We start from the raw sequence: 18,834 nt of genomic DNA on the forward strand, positions 1-18,834 counted from the left end.
TGTGGTTACTCTACCGACATGGACCACGTCATCGAGGCACGAGGCCTCGCCAAGTCCTTCACCGGGACCGACGCCGTACGCGGCGTCGACCTCACCGTTCGCGCCGGGGAGATCGTGGGCTTCCTCGGGCCGAACGGCGCGGGCAAGACGACGACCCTGCGGATGCTCACGACGCTGCTGCGGCCCACCGGCGGCACCGCGACCGTGGCCGGGCACGACCTGATCGCCGACCCGGCCGGCGTACGACGCCGGATCGGCTACGTCGCCCAGGGCGGCAGCACCAATCCCTCGTGCACCGCCCTGCAGGAGCTGGTGCTGCAGGCCCGGCTGTACCGCGTGCCGGACGCGCGTTCCCGGTCCCTCGATCTGCTCGCGGACTTCGACCTGGCCGACCGGGCGATCGGAGCGATGTCCGGAGGGCAGAAACGCCGGCTGGACATCGCGCTCGGCGTCGTCCACCGGCCCGCCGTGGTCTTCCTGGACGAGCCGACCACCGGGCTCGACCCGCAGAGCCGCAGCGCGCTGTGGGAGCACATCCGGCGGCTGCGCGACCAGCACGGCACGACGGTCTTCCTGACCACGCACTACCTCGACGAGGCCGACGCGCTGTGCGACCGGATCCTCATCATCGACCAGGGGCGCATCGTCGACGAGGGTTCGCCGGACGACCTGAAGGCCCGGCTGGCCGGGGACGTCGTCACCACCGAGATCGCCGGGGACCCCGGGCGGGCCAGGGCCGCGCTCGCCGACCTGGCCCACGTCCGGGAGGTGCGCGTCACCGGGCGGACGCTGCGGCTGACCGTCGAGCCCGGCGATCGCATCCTGATCGAGCTGACGCGGGCCCTGGACGCGGCCGGCGTCGAGCCGCTGTCGATCCAGCACACGCGCCCGACCCTCGACGACGTCTTCCTGGCCCTCACCGAGCGAAAGGCGGCCGCCCGTGCCGCGTGACATCTGGCTGATCTTCCGCCACCAGCTGCGGCTCACCCTGGGCGGCTGGCTCGGGTTGGTCTTCGGCGTACTGCAGCCCGTCCTGAACCTCGTCCTGTTCGGACCGCTGCTGGGGACCTACCTCGGGCACGACAGCTGGCAGATCTTCGTGCCCGGCGTGCTGATCCAGCTCTCCCTGCTCAGCGCGGGGCTGGCCGGGTTCGGCATCGTCTTCGACGCGCGGTTCGGCGTCCTCGAACGGCTCCGCGTCACGCCGGCCTCGCGTCTGGCCCTGCTCCTGGGCCGGGTGCTCACCAACACGGTCGTCCTCCTCGGACAGGCCGTGATCGTGATCGCGGCCGGCGTCGCGTTCGGCTTCCGGGTGCCCGTCGCCGGGCTACTGATCGGCCTGGCGCTGCTCGTGCCGCTGGCCGCCGGTCTGGCCGCGCTGTCGTACGCGTTCGCCCTGACGCTCAAGCGGCAGGAGCTGTTCGCGCCACTGTCCAGCACGTTCGTGGTGCCGATGCTGCTGCTGTCCGGGGCGATGCTGCCGATGTCGGCGGCGCCGGGCTGGCTCGACGCCGTGTCGCGCGCGACGCCCTTCCGGTACGGCGTGGAGGCGCTGCGTGCGGCGTTCGCCGGGCACTACGCGTCGACGACGCTGGCGGCCGGTCTCGGCGTCTCGGCGGCGTTCGCCGTGGCCGCCCTGGCGGTCGGCACGCGCACCTTCACGCGTCAGCACTCCTGACTCCCGCGCTCTCCAGAGAGGGCACGGGCTCCATGACGGGCTCGTCGGGGGCGACCGATCGCTGGGCGACGAACGCGCCGACCAGCACGATCGCGCCTCCGGCGAGCTGGGCGGGGCTCAGCCGCTCGCCGAGCGTGATCCAGGCGAACAGGCCCGCCGCCACCGCCTCGAGGTAGGCGACGCCGCCCGCGACCGGGGCGGACAGGCGGTGGACGGCGGCGACCCCGGCGAGGTACGCGACGACCGTGCTGATGAGGATGATCCACACCACCAGGAACCAGCCGGGGGCGAGCCGATCACCGAACGGCACCCCGGTGGTGAGCACGTGCCACGGGATCCCCGACGGTGGCGCGACCACGGCCAGCACCACCGCGCCGACGGTGGAGCCGGCGGCCGTCATGACGAGGGGATCGACGTCGTCCCCGACCCGGTCGATGATCAGGAAGTAGGCGGCCTGGCAGGCCGCCGCTCCGAGCCCGGCGAGCAGCCCGAGCAGATCGATCCTCATGCCGGACCAGACCTGCACGACGCACGCAAGGCCGGCCAGGGCGATCACGACGCCGACGGCGGCGGTCCGGGGCACACGGGTCCGCCGGACGAACCGCATCCACGCGACGACGAGGACGGGCCCGGTGAACTCGAGCAGGATGGCCACGCCGACCGGCAGGCGGGACGCCGCGACGAAGTACAGCGACTGACAGCCCGCCACGCCCATCAGCCCGTACAGCAGGAGGAGCGGCCATCGGCCGCGGACCGCGCGCCCGGCGGCGCGGCCGCGCAGCAGGACGGCGAGGGGCAGCAGGATCAGCGTGGTGCCGGCGACCCGTGTCCACGACGCCTGCATCGGCGAGTAACCGGCGTTGATCAGTGCCTTGCCGAACGGCCCCGACGTGCCGAAGGCGACCGACGACAGGACCGCGAAGCCCAGTCCCGGTGCCTTGAGTCGCGCGGCGTTCACACGCCCACCCCCTCCCATTTAAGGAGTAAACCTACATTACGGTCATTACGCGCTGCAAAGGTGTCGTATGTGAAGCACTACGATGCGCATCGTGACTTGGCAGGCCCCGGCCGCACCCCCGAACGACCCGTTCGCGGCCATCGAGACAGACGTGCGCGGCATGACGTCCTCCCCCTGGTGGATGGGCGCGCCGCCGCAAGCGCGTGCCGAGGCGATCACGTCGCGGATGCTCGCCGGGGCCGGCGAGTGGTGGCTGTTCGGCGCGTGGGGCCGCTGGTACCGCTGCGGACTGGACGGCAACTGGCACCTGTGCCCACCCCCGTTCGACCCCGCCGCGCGCCAGGCGGTCATGCCCGCCCCACCGGGCGCCGGCCGGCCGCCGGTGCCGCCCTCGCTGCTGACCACCGGCCCGGACCTCACCCCGGGGCCGCTGGCCGGCGACGGCCTGTTCGGCGCGCCGCCGGCCCCCGCCGTGCTCGGCCGGCTCCAGCAGACCGTGGCCGCGGCGGCCGGCGCGAATCCCGCCCAGTTCGCGATGCAGGATCCCCTCTTCGCGCCGGGCACCCCCAGTCCCGTCGCGGTGTCGTTCTTCGCGGTGCTGTGGTGCGCGGGCGCGCCCGCCGCCGACACCGACCATCCCCTCGTCGGGCTGTTCGCCCGTCATCTGTCGCCCGCCGCGGCCGGCCCGCGCTGGTTCCTGGAGCCTCCGCTCGCGTTGATCATCGGCGCCTACACCGAACGGCTGCGGGCCGGCGACCCCATGGGCGCCTCCTACGTCGTCCGTGCCCTGTGGGAGACCGCTGAGGCCCTGCGCGGCGAGCCCGCGTTCCGGCCCCGCGCCGACGCGCTCGCGGCGATGGCCGGCACCGCCCTGCGGATGGTCCCCAGCGACCACGCCGCCGTGCGGTTCGGCGACCAGGCGATCGTGCAGGAGTGGCTGCGCCGCTGCCCGCCGGAGCTGCGGGTGACGCTGCTGCGCGACACGGCGCCGGGCGACCACTTCCGGCTCGCCTGCTACGACCTCGCCGCCGCCGCGGCCGCGCTGCCCGCCGCCGCGGCCGGGCCGGCGGAGGCCCGGCGGGTCGCCTTCGCCTTGCTCGCCGCCGACCTGGACGCCGCCCCCGGCACCGCGGCCGCGGTGCTGCCCTGGCTGGATCCCGAAGGCGTCCGCACCCTGCAGTCGATCGGGCAGCCGGGGCATCCGCTCCGGGAGCTGTGGCCGGCCGACGGCACGCTGCCCGGCGCGGTCTCCGGCGCCGACCCGCAGATCCTGCGGAGTCTGCTGGCCGCGTCCTACGCGGCCGCGCTGTCATCGTGCCGGCTCGCGGGTGTGGCACCGCCCCGGCCCGGGCTCGCCGTCCCGGCGGCGCTGATGAAGACGATCGCCGCCGGGCCGGACCCGGGCCCCGGTGAGTCCCTCACGCCGTGGGAGATCATCGAGGCCGCCCGCGCCCATCTCGCCGAGCAGCGCAAGGCCGACTCTCCTCCCGCGGCACAGCCGGCGACGACGGCCTGGCCCTCGTCGGAGCCCCTCCCCTCGGCCTCCGGCCCTTCGTCCAACCCGCCGACCTCGAATCCCGGGGGATCCGGCCCTTCCTCCAATCCGCCCGTCTCGTATCCCGGGTCGCCCGGTCCGGGGATCGCGCCGGCCTCTCCCGCCGAGAGCTCGGTCCCCGGGCCCACTGCGGTCGCCCCCGACCCCACGGCTCCCTTCTCGACCGCGCCGCCCACCTCGGTCACGCCGGATCCGGTGCCCCCCACCTCCATCTCCCCCGGTGATCAGGCGGCCGCGGGGTCGACGCCGCCGCCGTTCCCCGATCCGGCGTACCGGCCCGATCCCGGCCCCGGGCTGGTGGAGGCGTACGGCATCACGTTCCTGCCCGGCCCCGATGACGTCGAGCGGCTACTGATGGAGCTGCGGCGGCGCGGCAGCTGGGCGCTCAGCCTCCGAGGACAGGAGGTCTCCAGCGCGTCGGCGCCGGCGGTGCTGCTGGTCGGTGAGCTGTCCTGCGGCCAGCGCCGCCTCACCCGCATGATCGCCCGTGCGCTGGCCGAGGTCGGCGTGGGCAGCGGCGAGGTCCACACGCTGCTCGCCGACGAGCTCGCCGAGATCGACCCCCGGCGGCTCCGCGAGCACATCGCCGAGTACAACGGCCACACGCTCCTCATCGAAGGCCTGGACACCGTCGTCCTCGACGACGACCGTGGCGCCGCGTACGCCTCCGCGCTCTACCGGGCGCGGGTCGAGGGCGTCAGCGAGACCACCCTCGCGGCCACCTGCGCACCCGGCCGGCTGCGCGAGCTGACCGACGCCATCCCCGAGCTGCTCACCGACTTCCGTACCGTACGGCTGCCCGACCTGTCCGACCCCGGGCTCCGCGTGCACCTCGCGGCGCTGCTGGCCGGCGAACGCCGCCTGAAGCTCGCGCCGGAGGCGTGGCAGGTCGCCCGGCGCGACCTGGCCACGCTGCGAGGTCGCGGCCGGCTCACCAACGCCCGGCTCGTCGAGGCCTACCTCGACCGGGCCTGCAACCATCACCTCGGCCAGGCGGGCGAGACCCAGGTGTTCCAGGGCCAGAACACCCTGACCCTGTCCATGGAGGACTTCCAGGGCGTCGCCGCCGAACTCGAGCCCTGACCGGCCGGCAGCTCGTTCAGCCTGCCGGACGGCGCGAAGCCCGGCCATCCGCTCGGCGAACTCGTCGGCGACGCCCGGGTGCGGCCGGGTCACCGGATCCGGCGGCGGCCGGCGAGGACGATCAGTCCTCCGGTGGTCGCCAGGGCCGCGAGCACGGCGCCGAAGATCGTCGCGCCGGCGGTCAGTCCGATGGCGTCGCTGAGGTAGCCGGCCGCCACGGGGAGGGCGCCCGCGGGGACGTAGCCGCCCACGTTGAGCGCCGCGTTCGCCTCGGCCAGCCGCTGGGGCGGGACACTCGAGTTGAGCAGTGACAGGCCGCCGAGCTGACCCGCGCCCTGGCCCATCCCGGCGAGCACGGCGGCGGCGATGAGCGGCGGGACCGACGAGGTGTGCACCGCCGTGACGAGAGCGGCCATCGCGGCGGTCGTGCTCACCGCTCCGAGGAGCAGGATCGTGGGCCTGCGCAGGCGTCGTACCGCGAACTGAACCCCGGTGGCGGCCAGGAACATCCCGAAGGCCATGGCCCCGGCGAGCGCCCGGTCGGTGGTGTGCAGCAGCCCGCCGAGCAGCGACGGGCCGAGGGACAGCACGAAGGACGTCGCGGTGATGCCGGGGCCGAACACGGCGATGCCGAGCACCAGCCGGAGGCCGTCGCCACGCGGCACCCCGGGCACGCGTATCCAGGCGCGGGCGCCCGGCGCCGGCGCCGTGGGGCGGCGGAGCGGCATCCGCAGCACCGTGAGGAACGCCGTCGCGAGCAGGGCCGCCTCGACGAGGAAGACGGTGACGGTCGGCGCCGGCAGGGTCTCGGACAGCACACCCGCCAGGAAGGGCCCGAGGCCCGCGCCGAACACCATCGCGCACGAGGCGAGCAGCGCCGCGAGCCGCTTGCGGTGCGGTCCGGCCACGTCGGTCACCGCGGCCATCCCGGCGGAGACGACCGCGCCGACCGCGATGCCGGTGAACAGCCGGGCCACGACCAGCGCGGCCACCGTCGAAGCGGTCGCGAAGATCAGGCACGCCGCCATCGCCAGGGCGAGCGCGGGCAGCAGGACGGGCCTGCGCCCGACGCGGTCGGACAGCACGCCCGAGACCAGCAGCGATCCGAGCAGGCCGACGATGTAGAAGGCGAAGATCACCGTCAGCGTGCCCTTGGAGAAGCCGATGTCGCGCTGCCACAGGACGTACAGCGGCGTCGCCGCGTTCGACAGGACGAAGACCGCCGTCACCGGCCATGCCGCCGGCCACACCCACCAGGTGGGAGGGCTCCCGGGCGCTCCCTGGGTGGGAGCCGCGTCGACGTGTGCCGGATGGGTCCTTGCCATGGAGATTCCTCTCGCCGAGCGTCAGTACGAGTTAAGTCGTACTTGTACGAGCAGAGTCGAACATAGCAGGCTGTACGATTCAACTCGTACAAGAGCGAAGGGGGAACCACTGATGCCCGTGACCGCGCAGACGAGGCCGGCCGTGACGGTGATGCCGGAGCCGCCCGGCACGCCGCCCCCGCTGCCCGAACCGGCCATCGAGGAGCTGCGCCTGGAGACGGTGCTGGGCGCGCTGAGCGACCCGCTGCGGTTGCGCATCGTCCGCAAGCTCCTGCTCGAACGCGAGGCGTTCGACCACCCCTGCGGCTGGTTCGGCCTGGACCGCCCGAAGTCCTCCCTCACCCATCACTTCCGGGCGCTGCGCGAGGCCGGCGTCATCAGGCAACGCCAGTACGGCCTCGAACGCCGCAGCCACGTCCGCGTCGAGGACCTGGACACCCGCTTCCCCGGTCTGGTGGACCTGGTGATCGCCTGGTCCCCGGAGTCCGGCTGAACACCCCGGGAGAAGTGAGCGCCGTCATAGTGACCGAGCGGTAACTTCGGCTTACGCTCGGCGGGTGGACATCGTCTTCGAACGGCGGGGCGACGGCCCGCCCCTGCTGCTCATGCACGGCATCGGCCACCGCTGGCAGGCATGGGAGCCGGTGATCGACCTGCTCGCCAAGGAACGCGACGTCATCGCGGTGGACCTGCCCGGCTTCGGCGCGTCGCCGCCACTGCCGCCCGGCACCCCGTACGACCTCGACACCGCCATCAGCATGCTGCGGGAGTTCACCGACCGGCTCGGCCTCGACCGCCCGCACGTCGCCGGGAACTCCCTCGGCGGACTGTTCGCGCTGGAGGCCGCCGACCGCGGGCTCGCGCGCTCGGTGACCGCGCTGTCCCCCGCCGGGTTCTTCACGCCCCTCGAGCTCCGGTACGCGGCGCTCGTGCTGCGCGCGTGCCGCCTCGGCGCCGGGGTTCCCGCCGCGACGATGCGCCGGCTGGCGCGCTCGCCGCGGCTGCGCACCCTGATGTTCGGGATGATCTACGGGCGGCCGGACCTCATCGCGATCGACACGCTGCTGGCCGACGCCGCCGCGCTGCGCGGCGCGACCGGGTTCGAGCCGACCCTGCGCGCCGGCCGCCGGTCGACGTTCCGCGGCGAGGTCCCGGACGTCCCGGTGACGATCGCCTGGGGGACCCGGGACCGTCTCCTGCGGACCGGCCAGGCCGTCCGCGCCCAGCAGACGCTGCCGCACGCCCGGTTCGTCTGGCTTCAGGGGTGCGGGCACGTTCCGATGGCCGACGACCCGCGGCTGGTGGCCCGGGTGCTCCTGGAGGGCAGCTCCGCCCGGCCGGCTCAGGTTCCGTAGAAACCCTCGACCGGGACGTCGCTCAGCGGGATCCAGTCCGGATCGGCCGCCGCTTGGAGAGGCGCGCGGCAGCGCAACTCGACGGCGAGCGCGGGCGTCTCGTCGATGCGCTGGACCACGGCGTACAGGACCGCCAGGACGTGCGCGCACGGGCCGTCGCCCGCGCCGCATCCGCAGTCGGCGGCCCGTTCGCCGGCGGGCGCCGCGATGTCGGCGCCCCGCCTCGTCAGGGTCGCTTCGAGTCCGTCGGGCAGGTCCCCGGGCACCGGTGCCGCGTCGGCCACGAGGCCGGCGACCTCGGTGCTCAGTTCGCCGCTCCAGCAGGGGAATTCGATCGCGACGCGGTGGACGACGCCACGGGCGCTCACCTCCGCGTCGAGCCGGCCGGCCTCGGCCGTACGGAGGGTGACGGCAGCGTTCCGCGCGAGGCTGCGGGCCTTCGGCAGCAACGGGTTCGGCCGGGAGACCGCGGTGGGCTCGATCGTCCGCAGCCAGGCTTTCCCCCACGGGGTGGCGCCGAACTCGGCGGGCATCAGAGCAGCCCCTCCTCGCCGAGTGTCAGCACGGCCCGGAGGCGCTCGTCGGGCAGGTCGGCGAGGGCCGCCGCGGAGTCCCCGGACACCGCGCCGGCGAGCGCGCGCTTCGCGTCGTGCAGGCGGGCGATGTGCTCCTCGACGGTCCCTCCGGTGACGAGCGTGTGCACGGTGAGCGGTCCGCGCCGGCCGATGCGGTGGGCCCGGTCGGTGGCCTGGTCCTCGACCGCCGGGTTCCACCACCGGTCGTAGTGGACGACGTGCCCGGCCCGGGTGAGGTTCACCCCGAAGCCGGCGGCCCGCAGGCTCAGCAGCAGGACGGGCGGCGCGGCGTCGTCGGTCTGGAAGGCGTGGACGAGTGCGTCGCGCCGCCGGACGTCGAGGCCCCCGTGCAGGAACGGGACCGGCGTCCCCAGCGTGTCGGTGAGGTGGCGGACCAGGAGTTCGCCCATCACGCGGTACTGGGTGAAGATCAGGGCCCGGTCGTCGTCCGCGACGATCTCCGACAGCATCTCGGTGACCCGGTCGAGCTTGCCGGACCGGCCGGCGAGGTCGCCGTCGTCGCCGAGGAACTGCGCCGGATGGTTGCAGATCTGCTTGAGCGAGGTGAGCAGGGCCAGCACGCGGCCCCGGCGTGCGGCGCCCGTTCCCAGGCCGTCCGTGAAGGCCCGGTCCACGGCGTCCCGGTACAGGCGCGCCTGCTCCCCGGTCAGCGAGCAGGCGACCGTGACGAACTGCTTGGGCGGCAGGTCGGCGGCGACGTCGGACTTCGTCCGTCGCAGGACGTACGGTGCCACCAGGGCACCGAGCCTCTTGGCGGCCGTCGCCGACCGGCGCTGTTCGATCGGCACGCCGAACCGCTGCCGGAAGCGCGCCCGGCCGCCCAGCAGCCCGGGATTGGTCACGTTGAGGATCGACCACAGCTCGTCGAGACGGTTCTCGACCGGGGTGCCGGTCATCGCCACGCGGAGCCGGGCCGGGATCCGGGCGGCGGTCCTCGTCGCGAGGGCCTCGGGATTCTTGATCTGCTGCGCCTCATCGAACACCGCGACGTCCCAGGAGATCTCCGTCAGCGTCGCGGCGTCGGCGCGAAGGACGCTGTAGCTGGTGATGACCACGGCGCCCGGCGGGACCGGATCCGGCAGTCCGCGTCCGGGGCCGTGGTGGCCGATGACCCGGATCGCCGGCGCGAAGCGGGCCAGCTCGCGCGCCCAGTTGCCGACGACCGAGGTCGGGCAGACGACCAGGTGCGGGCCGGTCGCCCGAGGTCCCTGCCGGGTCGCCAGCAGGCAGATGGCCTGCAGGGTCTTACCGAGCCCCATCTCGTCCGCCAGGATCCCTCCCCCGCCGGTCTCGGGCAGCGCCCGGAGCCAGGCCACGCCCGTGACCTGGTACGGCCGCAGGTCCGCCCGTACCGCCGCCGCACCCAGCTCGCGGCGGGTGTGGACCATCTGCCGGAACCTTCGGAGCAGGGCCGGTGCCGAGCTGATCGCGGTGCCGTCCGGACCCAGCACGCAGTGCGCCGCCGTGGGCATGCGGGCGGCCAGCGCCCCGAACTCCTCCTCGCGCCGGTCGTCGCCGGCCAGCAGCGCCGCCTCCCGCCACGCCCACACGGACGCGCCGAGGGCGGTCTCGGCCCGGCGCCGCCGACCGAGTGCGCGCAGGGCCGGAAGCGCCCCGTCGAGGTCGGCGAGGCGTACGGGCACCTCTCGCGGGCCGATCGCCTCCGCCGCGCCGTCCGTGACCGGGACGGCGAACCGGCAGACCGCCGGCCGCCCGGGCGGCAGTCCGGTCTCCGCGAGCAGGTCCGCCGGCTCGCGCACGCCCCACCACGCCATGGCACTCTCCCGCGGGATGAAGGTCGCCTGGAGGACACCAGGACGACTCACCGGCGTACCCACCAGATCAGTCACCGGACACCGCACCTCCACTCGAAGCCGCGCCGACCGGCCAGCGGCAGGAAGGCGACGGCCAGAAGCGCGATCAGGGTCAGGGTCCGTCCTTGCGTGACCGGGGGTGGGGCGGGGACGGTCGTGGCCGGCATGGGCGGGCTCCTCGTCGGATGAGAGCATGGGTGCGCATCGCACACATCTTGCGCTGCACAATGATTGTGTCGCGCAACATAAACTAGAGGCCGAGCCGCTTTCAACTCGGCTTCGGGACAGGGCGATCTTGGGCGGGTAGTGCACGAGCAGGTGAATGTGGTCGGTTCGCCGTTGAACTCGCGGAGTTCGGCGCCGAAATCGGCGTGCGCACTTGTAGGGTCACTGGCTGTGAAGCTGGTGGTGCAGGTGAAGCCGCTGCCGACACCGGAGCAGGCGGCGGCGCTCGCGGCGACCCTGCCCCTGTGCAACGCCGCGGCCAATGAGGTGTCGGCGGTCGCGTTCGCCCAGGGCGTGTTCGCGCGGCAGAAGCTGCAAAAGCTCATCTACGCAGAGCTGAAGGCGCGGGGGCTGTCGGCGCAGCCCGCGCTGCATGTGATCCGTAAGGTCGCCGACGCCTACACCACCCTGCACGCCCAGGAAGAACTCAGTGGGATACGCGATCGGGTACGGCTCAGGCGGCACCAGCGGGCCACACACTCCTCCTGGCCCTTCCACCAGCTCGGCACCTTCCTCCAGTACAAGGCCCTGCGGGCCGGGGTGCCGTTCGTGGAAGTGGACCCGGCCTACACCTCCCAGCAATGTCCCGTGCCCTGGTGCGGACACACCACGCGGGCCAACCGGCCCGACCGCGATACCTTCCATTGCCGCCGGTGCGGGTTCGCTGGCCCCGCCGACGTCATCGCCGCCACCAACATCCGCAAACGCGCGTGCGTGGCGTGGGCATTCGTCAGCATGCCCGTCCCCAACCCCAACACCAGGGGCAAAGGAGATGCGACCCCGGCACGACAGCCAGCCGCGACGGGGAGCGCAACAAGGCGTGAACACCCGAGCCGTAGGCCCGACCGTTCACGGCCAAGGAGCTGACATGACCAAGCGCGAACCGAACGCCGGCACCGGGACGGCCGAGCGGATCGTCCACGCCCTGCCGGACTGGGTCGATGCGATCGTGCAGCTCAACGACCTGATCGCCGAACGGATGGGCGTCGTCGCCAGCGACCTGCACTGCCTCCACGCCCTCAACCGGGGCGGGCCGACCACCGCCGCCGTCCTCGCCGAGCGGATCGGCCTGACGCCGGGATCGGTCTCGCGCATGATCGACCGACTGGACTCCGCCGGCTGCGTTCGGCGGAGCCCCGACCCACGGGATCGGCGCAAGGTGTTGATCGAGCCGACACCTGAAGGCCTGAAACGGATCGCCGACTACTACGCCGGGCTGACCGACCGTACCCATGAGTTCCTGGCGACCTTCGACGACGCCCAACTGCACTCGCTGCTCACCTTCGTCGAGGCGGGCCGCGAGAGCGCGCGAGCCGAGGTCGCCAGGTTGCGGGCGGGCACCCGGCGACCTCGGGGCGGGCCGGGGTCTTCCCTTCCGGACACCCGCGAGTGACGATGAAGGCGTGACCCGTCCGCGCGCGGCCACCCGGCCACGACGAGGGGCGGGCGCGGCCCGGCACCGCTGTGGGCGCGAGCGCTCACCGAACGGCTGGCGGTCGGCGCGCGGACCGTCCAGCGGATTTCGCCGTAATGGCCCGCAGCGGCCTGCCGGTCCGCACGGCGCGGCGGTCGCCCTGGAGGTTTGCGTACGTCCCCGACCAGGCATGACGCCGGGATGTGGCGCTTGGACCTCTGGGACGTCTTCGCCGTCCTCATCGCGGTGGCCGGACCCCCGAAGGTCATCCTGAGCTTCGCCCAGCTCGCCAAAGGTCGCGATCGTCGTGCCCTGCGTCAGCTGGCGGTGCGGACCACCGCCACCGCCATGCTGTGCGGCGTCGTGGTGGCCATGACCGCCGACCCGCTGCTGCACCTGTTCCACATCGGGCATGCGGACGTCGAGATCGCCGGAGGCGGGATCTTCTTCGTGTACGCGCTGCGGCTCGTCCTCGACGGCCACACCGAAACGCCCGCCGGGTCGTCGACCGACGCCTTCAGGGCCCTGCTGCTCCCCTATGTCGTCAGCCCGCTCGCGATGACGTCGATCATCGTGCTCGCGGTGACCCATAAGGGTTGGGGCTGGTCGGCGCTCGTCGCCTTGGCCTATGCGGCCGTCGCCGCGAGCAACCTTCTGACGATGCTGGCCCTGACCTATGTGCTGCACCGAGTGCCGCGCACCTGGATCGAGGTCGCCGGCCGCCTTCTCGGGCTGCTGCTGGCGGCAGTCGGGGTGGAACTGCTGATCGTCGGCCTCGAGGGAATGGGCGTCATCGCGCGATCGGCTCGCCCCTGAGCGGCCGCCAAACCGTCGGCGGGCGGTGTTCCGGGCCCGCCTCCGATACGGCGATATAACGCCGATCTCAGTACCGCTGCATTCGCCGGAGATAAAAGCAGTATGCTTTCGTCTTCATCGCGCGACACCGCGATCCGGGACCGAACCGCAATCGACGCATCCAAGCCGTCACAGCAGGTGAAAGCCGAGCTGCAGGTTGCATGCAAGCCGCCCGCACACTTTCGCGCAACTTTCATTTGTTACTTTTGTGTTTAACGTTGTCACTCGCGTAACCCGCCCGCCCAGATCACGGGATAATAAACTCCCACGAACGAAAGGGTCGCGCGATGTTCGGTCGGTCGATCTATGTTCCGGACAACCCGGCGCTGATCGGCGGGTCGCCCCAGGCGGTGCACGAGCAACTCTGGGCGCAGGGGAAGCGGCGGCGGCTCCAGGTGCGCGGGGGGCTCGCCGCCCTCGGCCTGGTGGTCGGCACGGTCCTCGTCGACGTCTGGTTCGGGCTGGTGGCCGCGGCGGTGATCGCCCTGGCGGACACCCTCTACTACCTACGTCAGCGGATGGCGTCCAGCGTCTGGCGTAAGGGACAACGCGGCGAGCGCCGCACCTCCACCGTCCTGCGCCTCACCCTCGACTGGCGCGGATACCGCGTCCTGCAGGGCAGGAACATCCCAGGACGCGGCCAGATCGACCATCTGGTGATCGGCCCGACCGGCGTGCTGCTGATCGACAACCAGGCCGTCTCCCCGGACACGGACATCGCCGCCTACCAGGACACCCTGTTCGTCGACGAGCGGTCCGGCGCCAAGATGGCCGCCACGCTCCGCGAACGCGCCGACGCCGCCGCCGCGATGCTGGCCGACCGGCTCGGCGGCGAGGTCGCCGTCGAGGCCGTCGCCGTCATCCACGGCGGTCATCTCGCCAAGGGCCTCGTCGAGGCCGACGGCGTCACGCTCATCCGCCTGCACCGTCTGCCCGGCTGGATCCGGCGCCAGCGCATCCGCTTCTCCCCCGAGCAGGTGGCGACCATCGCCGAAGCCGCGCACCGGCTGCCGATCAGCAGCCAGGCCATCGTCGTCCGCTGACCGCGGGGCGGCAGGCCGGCCGCGTTCAGGGCAGGATCGAGTCGACGTAGCCGCCGTCGGCGCGGACGGCTCCGCCGGTCGTGGCCGAGGCGTAGTCCGAGCCGAGGTAGACGACGATGGCGCCGACCTCGGCCGGCTCGATCAGCCGCTGGATGAGGGAGCCGGGGCGATGCTCGCGCATGAACCTGCGCTGGGCCTCGTCCCAGGGCAGGTCCTCGCCGACGAGCTCACTGACGAACGCCTCGACACCCGGTGTGTGCGTGGGGCCGACGATGACCGAGTTGACCGTGACGCCGCTGCCGGCGACGGCCTTGGCGAAACCCCGTGAGACCGCCAGCAGCGCGGTCTTCGTCATGCCGTAGTGCACCATCTCGACCGGGATGACCACCGCCGAGTCGCTCGCGATGTTCATCACCCGCCCCCAGCCGCGGTCCATCATGCCGGGAAGGTAGGTGCGCGTCAGGCGGACCGCCGACAGAACGTTGACGTCGAAGTAGCGGCGCCACTCGTCGTCGTCGACCTCCAGCACCGGCTTGGCGCCGAAGATGCCGAGGTTGTTGACGAGGATGTCCACCTCGGGCACCCGGTCACGCAGTTCGGCCGTGCCGTCGGCGGTCGACAGGTCGGCGGCCACGGCGGTGACCTGCGCGTCCGGTAGCTGATCGGTGATGGTGGCGGCCGCCTGTTCGGTCCGGTCCTTCCCGCGCCCGTTCACGACGACGGCGGCACCGGCGCGGGCGAGTTCGGTGGCGATGGCCAGGCCGATGCCCTGGTTGGATCCGGAGACCAGGGCCCGGCGGCCCGACAGATCGATGTTCATCGCTTCATCCTTCCCCGCCACCCGGCATCAACCCTGCCGGTCACAGCGTCGGCGACCTCGGGCGGCAGGGCGCGCTGTCCGCGTTCGAGGGGAGCGTTCATGGGCGCGCATGGGATGGCGGGCACGTCGTCGCGGGATCGAAAAGGTCCGGGTTGAAGGTTTCCCGGATGAAGAGTGCCGGCTGCGCGGTGTCGGAGTCGATGATGAGGTACCACCTGGCGACGGCGGCGCGTCCGGGGGTCCACGAGTCCAGGCCGTGTCCCAACGGATGGCGGCGATGTGGCTGGGGAAGATGCCGTCCGAGTGGTGTGGTGCAGGAGCGCAGCAAGGTGTCGGCCCAGGGCAGCCGGCCGAGCGCGGCCAGGACGAGGTTGCGAGAGACCTGGTGGTGGGTGGTGCCCAGCGTTGTGCGGCGGACCAGGACGGGGGCGCCGGTGGGCAGGTCGAGCGGCGAAGCCGCCTCAGGGCAGACCCGCCCGACGGCCGCCTGAGACACATCCATGGCGTGGACGTTGACGTGTTCGTCCAGGATGTGCTCGAGCAGGCTGGTGGTGGAGCCGGTGTGGGAAAGGAGCGTTCGGGTCCGGGGATTGGTGAAGGCCTCTGCGCTGACGGACTGCAGCACGATCCTTTGGGGCGTCATGGGAACCTCGGGGAGCGGACGTTCAATAGAGGCTGCCGGGGATCCCGGCATCACGCGGTCCGTAGGGTTTGCTGTCGAGCCACGTTCCGGCGCGGTGCAGCACGTGGGCGGCGACTGCCGCGGCTCGTTGCGCGGCCCGGCGATGCGGGCCGGTGGCCGTCAGGTGTGCCAGCGCTTGTCCTGCGGCGGCACGGTTGCGTTCGGCGGCGGCCCGTCTTACCCGGTCGTAGTCGGCGAGCGCGCGGTGGTCGGTGTCGGCCGTGACGATCGCGTTGATGGCGGCGGCTGCGTCGGCGATGCCGGAGTTGAGTCCACGGGCGCCGAAGGGCGCGAAGAGGTGCGCGGCTTCTCCGGCAAGCAGGACTCGGCCGATGGTGAAGGTCTCCGCGACCGTCTGACGGAAGAGATAGTGGGAGGACCAGGTGACCTCGCAGGCGTGCCCGGGTGGCAGGAGGGGGCGTAGCCAGGTGTGCGGGTCGGTGGCCAGGAGCGCGGGGTCGTCGCCGGTGCGGCACTGCAGGTCTATGCGGTGACCTCCGGTAAAGGGAACGAAGAGCACGTTGCGGCCCGCGGCCAGCGGGTGCCGGTAGTGGAAGACCCGCTCTGCGGGCAGTGGCCGGGTGGGGTCGTCGGCGATGTCCACGACTACGAACGCGTTGCCGGTGGTGTCGCCGTTCATTGGGACGCCCAGCCGGTGCCGCACGGCCGACCTGGCGCCGTCCGCCGCGACGACGAACGCCGACCGCCATTCCCTGCCGCCGGCTGTGCGGATGAGGACGGAGGCGTCTTCGTTGACCACTTCGTCGGCCTCGGTGCTCCAGGAAATGGTGACGCCCGCCCGCATGCCCGCCTCGCGGAGCAGCTCTTCCATCCTGGGCTGCGGGAGGCTGACGAACGGTGCGAGCTTGGGGGGCACCGGTTCATAGCGGTGGTGATGGACCTGCCGGCCGGCCCAGTACGTCGTGCGTCCTGGCCATACCAGGCCTTCGCTCACCAGCTGGTCGGAGAGGGCGGGGGAGGCTGTCGCGAGGGTCTGGATCGTTTGCCGGTGCAGGAAGATCGCGCGGCTGCCGGGTTTGGACGCGGTGGCGGGCAGCCGTTCCAGCACGTGCACGGACAGGCCGCGGGAACGTGCGAGCAGGGCGGTCGCCAGTCCCACGGGGCCCGCGCCTACGACGACCGAACCGTCGATCACTACGCGGCTCCTTCGGGTGGCCGTACGCGGCTCAGCGTGGTCCGGGCGTGCGAGGGCATGGCCACCGCGAAGCCGCCGTCGACGGGTATGTCGGCTCCGGTGACGAAGGAGGCCGCAGGAGAGGCCAGCCAGGTCACCACCGTCGCGACCTCGTCAGGGGTCGCCCATCGGCCCAGCGGCACCATGTCCAGGGCCGTCTCTGACAGGTCGGGGTCGCCGATGTAGGCGTGGTTGACCGCGGTGGCGATCCATGCCGGGCTGACCGTGTTCACCCGCACTCCCCGGCGCCCCAGCTCGCCGGCGAGGGCCTGGGTGAGATGTCGGAGACCGGCCTTGGCCGCGCCGTAGGCAGCGATCTCGGGCCACGGCCGGGCTACCGCGATCGACCCGATGTTGACGATGGAGCCCTCGCGCCGTTCGGCCATCGCCGGGGCCAGCCGCCGGACGAATCGGAAGGCACTGGTGAGATTGAGGTTGTGCACTCGGTCCCAGCCGTCGTCGCGGATGTGCAGTACGGGTGCCTGGAAGACGGGCCCGCCCGCGTTGTTCACCAGGATGTGCACTCTGCCGAGCCGCTCTTCGACCGTGGTGCACGAGGCCTCGATTTGGGCCGGGTCGGTGACGTCGCACTCGACCACCAGGGCTTGGCGGCCGTGCGACCGTACCGTCGCGGCGACGCTGTCCAGGTCTCGGCGGGATCGCCCCAGCACGGCCACGTCTGCGCCGGCGGCGGCGAACATCCCGGCGACGGCCGCGCCGATCCCCCTCGAAGCCCCGGTGACGAGTGCGGCACGACCGCGCAGCTGGAGCCGGTCATTCAGCGACATGCGGATTCTCGCTCCCGGAGGTCATCGAGGTCAGGGCACGCCGATCGACCTTGCCGTTCGCGGTGACCGGCAGGCCGGTGACCAGGACCACCCGGCGCGGCAGCTTGTAGGGGGTCAGCAGCGCCCGGCAGTGCCCGATGATCTCTTCGGAGGTGAGGGCGGCACCCGGCTCGGCCACCACCCACGCGCACGGGATCTCGCCCAGGACGGCGTCGGGAAGCCCGGCGACGGCGACGTCGCCAACCGCCGGATGCCCGCGTATGGCATGTTCCAGCTCGGCGGGGAACACCGAGTGGCCGCCGGACAGAACGACGTCCTTGATCCGGTCGACGATCCGGACGCGCCCGTCGGGGGTGATGACGCCGACGTCACCGGTGTGCAGCCAGCCGTCCGTACCGATCGCCGCGGCGGTCTGCCGGGGGCTGTTCCAGTAACCGGGGGTGACAATCGGTCCGTACACCTGGAGTTCGCCCGGCTCGCCGGGAGGCACCACATGCTCGGGGGCCTCGGTCATCACCGCTCGCAGCCGGATGCCCGGCAACGCCGTTCCCGCCGTACCGTGCCGGCCGGTCAGCTCGGGCGCGGCCAACGCGGCCATTCCGCCCAGCTCCGTCATCCCCCATCCCTCCACGAAGGGCGCGCCGCTGTGTTCCTCCCATGCCGTGGCCAGGTCCTCTCCGGCGCACTGGCCGGCGGACAGGCTGCAACGGAGTGACCGCGGTGTAGGCCCGTCCGGCTGGGACAGCAGACACCGGTACATCGCGGGTACGCCTGCCATCACCGTTGCAGCGTGCCGGGCCGACCGCTCCAGCATCGCCTCCGCGTCGAAGCGTTCCAGCAGGATCAGGTCCGCGCCGCTACCCAGGGCGGCGTTCATGACGTTCGTTCCGTAGGTGTGTGCCAGCGGCAATGCCGTCACTACCCGATCCCGTGGGCCGAGCCGCAGCCGTCTCCCCAGGTTGGAGCCACCGGCGCGAACCGCTCGCCACGTCTGGATGACTCCTTTGGGAGTCCCCGTCGTCCCGGAGGTGTAGGCCAGGCAGGCGGCGCCGACGGGCGCCCCCTGCCCGGACTCGCGCTCGGGTGCCGGCCGGGCTCGGGGGACCGCGCCGTCCGGGCAGAGCAGCACCCGGTCCGCGCATGCCTCCTCCAGTGCCTCGGCCCGATCGGCGGACACGAACAGCGCGCGCATGCCGCAGTCGCGGACCACATGGGCGACCTCCGCGACGGCCGACGCCGCGTTCAGCGGCACGCAGCACGCCTGGAGCCGGGCCAGCGCCAGGTACGCCACCACCCACTCGCAGCCGTTGGGCAGGCACAGCCCTACGAGATCACCGTGCCCGATCCCGCAGTCCGCAAGCCTGGCCGCCCGTGCGTCCGCCAGCGCCATCAGCTCGACGTGGCTCACCGTGCGATCGCTGCACACCAGCATGAGAGCGCGGCCCCGC

The 18,834-nt window shown here is 72.6% G+C and carries 19 protein-coding genes; 9 read left to right on the forward strand and 10 right to left on the reverse strand.

What is annotated here, in order from left to right; all coding sequences use genetic code 11:
• Positions 1–18: 18 nt before the first annotated feature.
• Complete coding sequence (locus ABEA24_RS07385; RefSeq protein ID WP_345429904.1) at positions 19–951, forward strand: ATP-binding cassette domain-containing protein; 933 nt, start codon at positions 19–21, stop codon at positions 949–951.
• Entirely contained in the window at positions 941–1,678 is a 738-nt protein-coding gene (locus ABEA24_RS07390) for an ABC transporter permease (RefSeq protein WP_345429905.1), read from the forward strand. The genes ABEA24_RS07385 and ABEA24_RS07390 overlap by 11 nt, the downstream gene beginning before the upstream one ends.
• Here ABEA24_RS07390 and ABEA24_RS07395 read toward each other — a convergent pair.
• A complete protein-coding gene (locus tag ABEA24_RS07395) occupies positions 1,659–2,636 on the reverse strand; it encodes an EamA family transporter (protein WP_345429906.1) in 978 nt (325 codons plus the stop codon). The two genes, ABEA24_RS07390 and ABEA24_RS07395, sit on opposite strands and share 20 nt — an antisense overlap.
• Positions 2,637–2,727: 91 nt before the next feature.
• Here ABEA24_RS07395 and ABEA24_RS07400 point away from each other — a divergent pair, with 91 nt between their 5' ends.
• Positions 2,728–5,274: a hypothetical protein gene (locus tag ABEA24_RS07400; RefSeq protein WP_345429907.1), complete on the forward strand. Its 2,547-nt coding sequence runs from the start codon at positions 2,728–2,730 to the stop codon at positions 5,272–5,274.
• 89 nt (positions 5,275–5,363) lie between these two features.
• Here the strand turns inward: ABEA24_RS07400 and ABEA24_RS07405 are convergent, their stop codons facing one another.
• The gene (locus ABEA24_RS07405) at positions 5,364–6,599 is read right to left on the reverse strand and encodes an MFS transporter (RefSeq protein WP_345429908.1); all 1,236 of its coding nucleotides are present in this window, start codon (positions 6,597–6,599) and stop codon (positions 5,364–5,366) included.
• Positions 6,600–6,711: 112 nt separating this feature from the next.
• On the opposite strand from ABEA24_RS07405, the gene ABEA24_RS07410 reads away from it, so the two are divergent.
• Entirely contained in the window at positions 6,712–7,092 is a 381-nt protein-coding gene (locus ABEA24_RS07410; protein ID WP_425551153.1) for an ArsR/SmtB family transcription factor, read from the forward strand.
• 64 nt (positions 7,093–7,156) lie between these two features.
• Positions 7,157–7,954, forward strand: a complete 798-nt coding sequence (locus ABEA24_RS07415; protein ID WP_345429909.1) for an alpha/beta fold hydrolase — start codon at positions 7,157–7,159, stop codon at positions 7,952–7,954.
• Here the strand turns inward: ABEA24_RS07415 and ABEA24_RS07420 are convergent.
• From ABEA24_RS07420 to ABEA24_RS07430, 3 genes are read right to left on the reverse strand one after another with little or no spacing between them, the layout of a single operon-like run.
• The gene (locus tag ABEA24_RS07420) at positions 7,942–8,487 is read right to left on the reverse strand and encodes an SWIM zinc finger family protein (RefSeq protein ID WP_345429910.1); all 546 of its coding nucleotides are present in this window, start codon (positions 8,485–8,487) and stop codon (positions 7,942–7,944) included. The genes ABEA24_RS07415 and ABEA24_RS07420 overlap by 13 nt on opposite strands.
• Positions 8,487–10,400: a DEAD/DEAH box helicase gene (locus ABEA24_RS07425; protein ID WP_345429911.1), complete on the reverse strand. Its 1,914-nt coding sequence runs from the start codon at positions 10,398–10,400 to the stop codon at positions 8,487–8,489. The genes ABEA24_RS07420 and ABEA24_RS07425 overlap by 1 nt, the downstream gene beginning before the upstream one ends.
• Entirely contained in the window at positions 10,397–10,531 is a 135-nt protein-coding gene (locus tag ABEA24_RS07430) for a hypothetical protein (RefSeq protein ID WP_345429912.1), read from the reverse strand. The genes ABEA24_RS07425 and ABEA24_RS07430 overlap by 4 nt, the downstream gene beginning before the upstream one ends.
• A 229-nt stretch (positions 10,532–10,760) precedes the next feature.
• Here ABEA24_RS07430 and ABEA24_RS07435 point away from each other — a divergent pair, with 229 nt between their 5' ends.
• The 4 genes from ABEA24_RS07435 (at position 10,761) to ABEA24_RS07450 (ending at position 13,901) form a co-directional block, all read left to right on the forward strand.
• Positions 10,761–11,456 (forward strand): zinc ribbon domain-containing protein, encoded by a 696-nt coding sequence (locus tag ABEA24_RS07435; RefSeq protein WP_345429913.1) that lies wholly within the window; start codon positions 10,761–10,763, stop codon positions 11,454–11,456.
• 1 nt (position 11,457) lies between these two features.
• Positions 11,458–11,982 (forward strand): MarR family winged helix-turn-helix transcriptional regulator, encoded by a 525-nt coding sequence (locus ABEA24_RS07440; protein WP_345429914.1) that lies wholly within the window; start codon positions 11,458–11,460, stop codon positions 11,980–11,982.
• A gap of 222 nt (positions 11,983–12,204) precedes the next feature.
• The gene (locus ABEA24_RS07445; protein ID WP_345429915.1) at positions 12,205–12,819 is read left to right on the forward strand and encodes a MarC family protein; all 615 of its coding nucleotides are present in this window, start codon (positions 12,205–12,207) and stop codon (positions 12,817–12,819) included.
• A gap of 326 nt (positions 12,820–13,145) precedes the next feature.
• Entirely contained in the window at positions 13,146–13,901 is a 756-nt protein-coding gene (locus ABEA24_RS07450) for a nuclease-related domain-containing protein (RefSeq protein ID WP_345429916.1), read from the forward strand.
• Positions 13,902–13,926: 25 nt separating this feature from the next.
• Here the strand turns inward: ABEA24_RS07450 and ABEA24_RS07455 are convergent, their stop codons facing one another.
• The 5 genes from ABEA24_RS07455 to ABEA24_RS07475 form a co-directional block, all read right to left on the reverse strand.
• Complete coding sequence (locus tag ABEA24_RS07455) at positions 13,927–14,721, reverse strand: SDR family NAD(P)-dependent oxidoreductase (RefSeq protein ID WP_345429917.1); 795 nt, start codon at positions 14,719–14,721, stop codon at positions 13,927–13,929.
• A gap of 97 nt (positions 14,722–14,818) precedes the next feature.
• The gene (locus tag ABEA24_RS07460) at positions 14,819–15,364 is read right to left on the reverse strand and encodes a hypothetical protein (RefSeq protein WP_345429918.1); all 546 of its coding nucleotides are present in this window, start codon (positions 15,362–15,364) and stop codon (positions 14,819–14,821) included.
• A 22-nt stretch (positions 15,365–15,386) separates the two neighbouring features.
• Positions 15,387–16,559 carry an FAD-dependent monooxygenase gene (locus tag ABEA24_RS07465; RefSeq protein ID WP_345429919.1) on the reverse strand — a complete coding sequence of 391 codons (1,173 nt, stop codon included), beginning with the start codon at positions 16,557–16,559 and terminating at the stop codon, positions 15,387–15,389.
• Positions 16,559–17,386 (reverse strand): SDR family NAD(P)-dependent oxidoreductase, encoded by an 828-nt coding sequence (locus ABEA24_RS07470; protein ID WP_345429920.1) that lies wholly within the window; start codon positions 17,384–17,386, stop codon positions 16,559–16,561. The genes ABEA24_RS07465 and ABEA24_RS07470 overlap by 1 nt, the downstream gene beginning before the upstream one ends.
• Entirely contained in the window at positions 17,373–18,818 is a 1,446-nt protein-coding gene (locus tag ABEA24_RS07475; protein WP_345429921.1) for a class I adenylate-forming enzyme family protein, read from the reverse strand. The genes ABEA24_RS07470 and ABEA24_RS07475 overlap by 14 nt, the downstream gene beginning before the upstream one ends.
• Positions 18,819–18,834: the final 16 nt, after the last annotated feature.

This window comes from Actinoallomurus vinaceus (assembly GCF_039542055.1).
In the GTDB taxonomy this organism is placed as follows: domain Bacteria; phylum Actinomycetota; class Actinomycetes; order Streptosporangiales; family Streptosporangiaceae; genus Actinoallomurus; species Actinoallomurus vinaceus.